Below are 3,874 nucleotides of genomic sequence, written 5' to 3' on the forward strand. Positions count from 1 at the left end.
TCTCTTTCTTAAAAGCCATCCCATCTGTCTTGACAATGTGGGGTTCAATACGGTTGCTATATTTGTGTTGTAGAACATGTTGAGCGGTAGGGCTATGATTGCTTCCAACCAGTCATTCTCGAGAATCCAGCGGCGGATATTACTCTCGCCCTGACCCGCGTCGCCGGCAAAGAGTGCAGACCCATTGTGTACCTCAGCAATTCGGCTACCTAGACGAGTCGAGCGCTTCATCTTTGAGAGCATGTTCACAAGGAATAACATTTGACCGTCGCTGGTACGAGTGAGTAACGATAATTCCTCCCCCTTGTGCTGCACGACAAAGCGAGGATCTTTCACTCCGCTCTTGCCGCCCATGCGTTCCAGGTCGCTCTTCCAGCTTTTCCCGTACGGCGGATTGGAGAGCATGAAGTCAAACTCACGGGAGGGGAAAGCGTCGTTTGAGAGCGTGGAGTGTTCAGGGCCACCCACAATGTTGTCCGCGGCGTCTCCATCACCCTTGAGAAGCAGATCGGCCTTGCAGATGGCATAGGTCTCCGCGTTGATCTCCTGACCGTAGAGATGAGTGGATACCTCCTTGCCGTGCTCTCGGGCGAGCTGCTGCAGGGTTTCTTCCGCAACAGTGAGCATGCCGCCGGTACCGCAAGCACCGTCATAAAGCAGGTAAGTGCCCGATTCGATCTCGTCGGCGACGGGCAGAAAGATGAGTCGCGCCATAAGCTTCACGGCATCGCGCGGAGTCCAGTGCTCGCCCGCTTCCTCGTTGTTGTCTTCATTGAAGCGGCGCACCAGTTCCTCGAAGATGGTGCCCATGGCATGGTTGTCTAGACCGGGATGCTTGACCGACCCGTCAGCGTTCAGGACAGGGTAAGGGCTTAAATTAATATCGGGAGAAAGAAATTTCTCAATCAGCTTTCCGAGTGCGTCTGCTTTGGACAGGCGCGGGATCTGGTTACGGAATTCGAAGTTATCTAGGATATCTTGTACATTTGAAGAAAATCCATCTAAATACGCCTCGAAATCGGACTTTAGCTGCTGCTGATTAGCCCTGTGTCGCAGATCCCGCAGGGTGAATTTCGACGTGTTGTAAAATGCTTGGCCTGCAGCTTGGCGGAGAGCGCCGTCTTGATTGGTGATTCCTGCCCGGTCGAGTGAGGCTTTCATTTCCAGGACGGCCTGCTTGGTCGGCTCCAAGACTGCGTCGAGACGACGCAATACCGTCATAGGCAGAATCACGTCCCGATACTTGCCACGCACATAGAGGTCACGGAGCACATCGTCCGCTATGTTCCAGATAAAATTGACAATCCAGTTCAGTTGAGACTGTTCCATATTCATCCACTCCGTTACTGAAGAGAAATGTAGGCTGTTTTCACACAGATCATTGTCTAAGGATTATATTCAACAAGATCCCTATACAAAATGCTACAGGTAATGGACAATAAGCTTGTGGCTTACACAGTAGATTGTGTTACTGCGCGCCGAAGATGTAATTGGACCCCACAGATGATTCTTGCTATACCTGAGCCACATCGCTGGGTTCAACACACCTGCCGGAATTGAAGGTCAATCTTCAACCGGGCATTTGCCTCTTTTCCGTTGGACAAGCTGATCCCCGGAACGATATCGCTTCTGATAAAATAATACCAGAACAGGCTTACAGGAGATTCGTTTTCGTGTGTACGGTGTGGAGACCATATAGTGCATGAATACCAAATATACAGGGAGCATTGTAGCTCATAGCCTACTCCACTTACTCCTTGGCATCTGCGTCTTAACAACATTTCTCGACACACAGGAAAAAGTAAGTATGGAGGTTACACATGGAACAACACACGAAGGCCAAGTTTTGGAAATGCGCTTTGCAAGTCAACCCGTCGAGCTATATTACTTATCGTGGAGCTGACCATAATTTGACTGAAGAAGAATACAATCGTGAACTTTTACGTGTCGCTAAGGAGAACAATATTCGGGTGATTGGGCTCGCAGACCATGGGAATGTAGATGGAGTCGATCCTATCCGGAATATCATGAACCAAAACGGTATATTGGTGTTCCCAGGGTTTGAGATTGCCTCTAGCGAAAAGGCTCATTTTGTTTGTCTATTCAATGAGGAAACCACCAGAGACGAACTTATAAGCATTATGGCAAAGCTTGAAGTTGATATTCATAATCCCACCCAACCATCGAAACTAAGCGCTGTGCAGATTGTTTCGAAGGTGGATGAACTACAAGGGTTTATTTATGCAGCACACTGTACAGATGATAATGGGGTACTGAATCGCAAACTAAATCACGTTTGGCGGGACCCAAAACTCAAGGCTGCGCAGATACCAGGCACATTGGATGAGCTGGGGGGTGATAATGGTTTCAAACAGATACTACTGAACAAGAACCCCGACTATCGGCGCGAAACTCCAATTGCCATTATTAATGCTAAAGATGTTGCTAGGCCCGAGGATCTGGCTAATCCAAAAGCCTCCTGCTTAATCAAAATGACTCGCCCATGTTTTGATTCTTTTAAGTTAGCATTTCAGGATGCGGAATCCCGAGTGCGTTTAAACAGTGACGTTTCCGAGAATTACTACTCCCGTATTGAAAGATTGAAAGTAACGGGTGGCTACTTGGACGGGATCGACATTGAGCTATCGGAACATCTGAACGCAGTGATTGGGGGACGAGGCACGGGGAAGTCCACGTTGCTTGAATGCATTCGATATGCGTTGGGACTTGCGGCGACAGGCAAAAGGGCCCAAAAACAGCATGATGACATCATCAGGGAAAACGTGGGCAAGTCGAAGGCGCGAATTGAACTAGTTATCCGTTCATCCCGAATGAATGGAAAGCGTTTTACAGTTGCTCGTCGCTTCGGAGAGAATCCCGTGGTGATAGATGAGGATGGTAATATATCGGCACTTACGCCTTCCGATCTATTGCCCGAAGTCAAGATATTCGGGCAAAACGAGGTTTATGAAGTTGCTCAAGATGAGGACAGTCAGCGGCAATTGCTTGCAGGCTTCCTCAAGATCAAAGATCAAGAACTGCAGACTCGCATCGAAGAAAATCTAAGACGTTTGAAAGAGAACAGAAGTAAACTCGTTGAGGCATGGAATAACATGGCTGAAGTTCAGGATGAGGTCTCTCGTCTTCCAAAACTGGAAGAACAGTTAGGTCATTTTAAGGCATTAGGGTTAGAGGAAAAACTAAAAATGGTTCCGCTGCTTGAAGAGGAAAAGCTCCTGATGAAAAGAGTTACAGAAGAGGTAGTGCCGGATCTTAATAGGGCATTTCAATCAGTGCGCGATAGCTTACCAAATACGGTTTTCCTAAATGACGCGAACGTCGAACATCTTCCCCACGCTGAAGTACTTCGCAAAATGCGTACGGCTTTAGACAGGATACGTCACGATGCGGAAATCTTATTAACCCAATGGTATGAGAAGTATACCGCCTCAAATAATCTGGTCGCCTCTATTGCTCAAGAGTTGCATGCTGCAATTCAAAAGAACGAGAGTACCCTTGAAGATACCTTTAAGGAATTACCCTCTTCAGAGGGTAAGAGCGGAAAGGAGATAGGTATAGAGTTTCAAAATTTAGTGAAAGAGATCGAGCGCATTCGACCAAAGCGAGCGCTGATTGAGAATCAGACAAAGATTATAGCCGACTTAAAGGCAGAACGAAAGACAATTAATGAAAATCTATCCAAGTTGAGATCTGAGCGTGCCGCACAAATTACACGCGAGCTGAAGCGTTTAAACAAGCGACTCTTGGGTAAGTTAAAGTTACTCAAGTTTCGCACCCGGTCTGAGTCAATAAATCCTTGGTGCGACTGGGATTTCAGGCGCTGAAAAGGCAAAAACACCCTCATTTTCTGGTA

General features: G+C 47.5%; 2 protein-coding genes. One reads left to right on the plus strand and one right to left on the minus strand.

The genetic code is table 11. From position 1 onward, the window contains the following. Window positions 1–1,329 (minus strand): type I restriction-modification system subunit M (locus G463_RS21190; protein ID WP_156900285.1); only part of this gene is annotated, 1,329 nt, incomplete at its 3' end. Between the two features lie 491 nt (window positions 1,330–1,820). On the opposite strand from G463_RS21190, the gene G463_RS21195 reads away from it, so the two are divergent. Further along, a complete protein-coding gene (locus G463_RS21195; protein WP_051322411.1) occupies window positions 1,821–3,845 on the plus strand; it encodes an AAA family ATPase in 2,025 nt (674 codons plus the stop codon). The last annotated feature ends 29 nt before the right edge of the window (window positions 3,846–3,874 follow it).

Origin of the sequence: Alicyclobacillus contaminans DSM 17975 (assembly GCF_000429525.1) — a bacterium.
GTDB lineage: Bacteria > Bacillota > Bacilli > Alicyclobacillales > Alicyclobacillaceae > Alicyclobacillus_A > Alicyclobacillus_A contaminans.

What these genes read in the sequence shown, in the direction of transcription:
- G463_RS21195 (WP_051322411.1), top strand. Translation starts at nt 1,821, where the DNA reads ATGGAACAACACACGAAGGCCAAGTTTTGGAAATGCGCTTTGCAAGTC.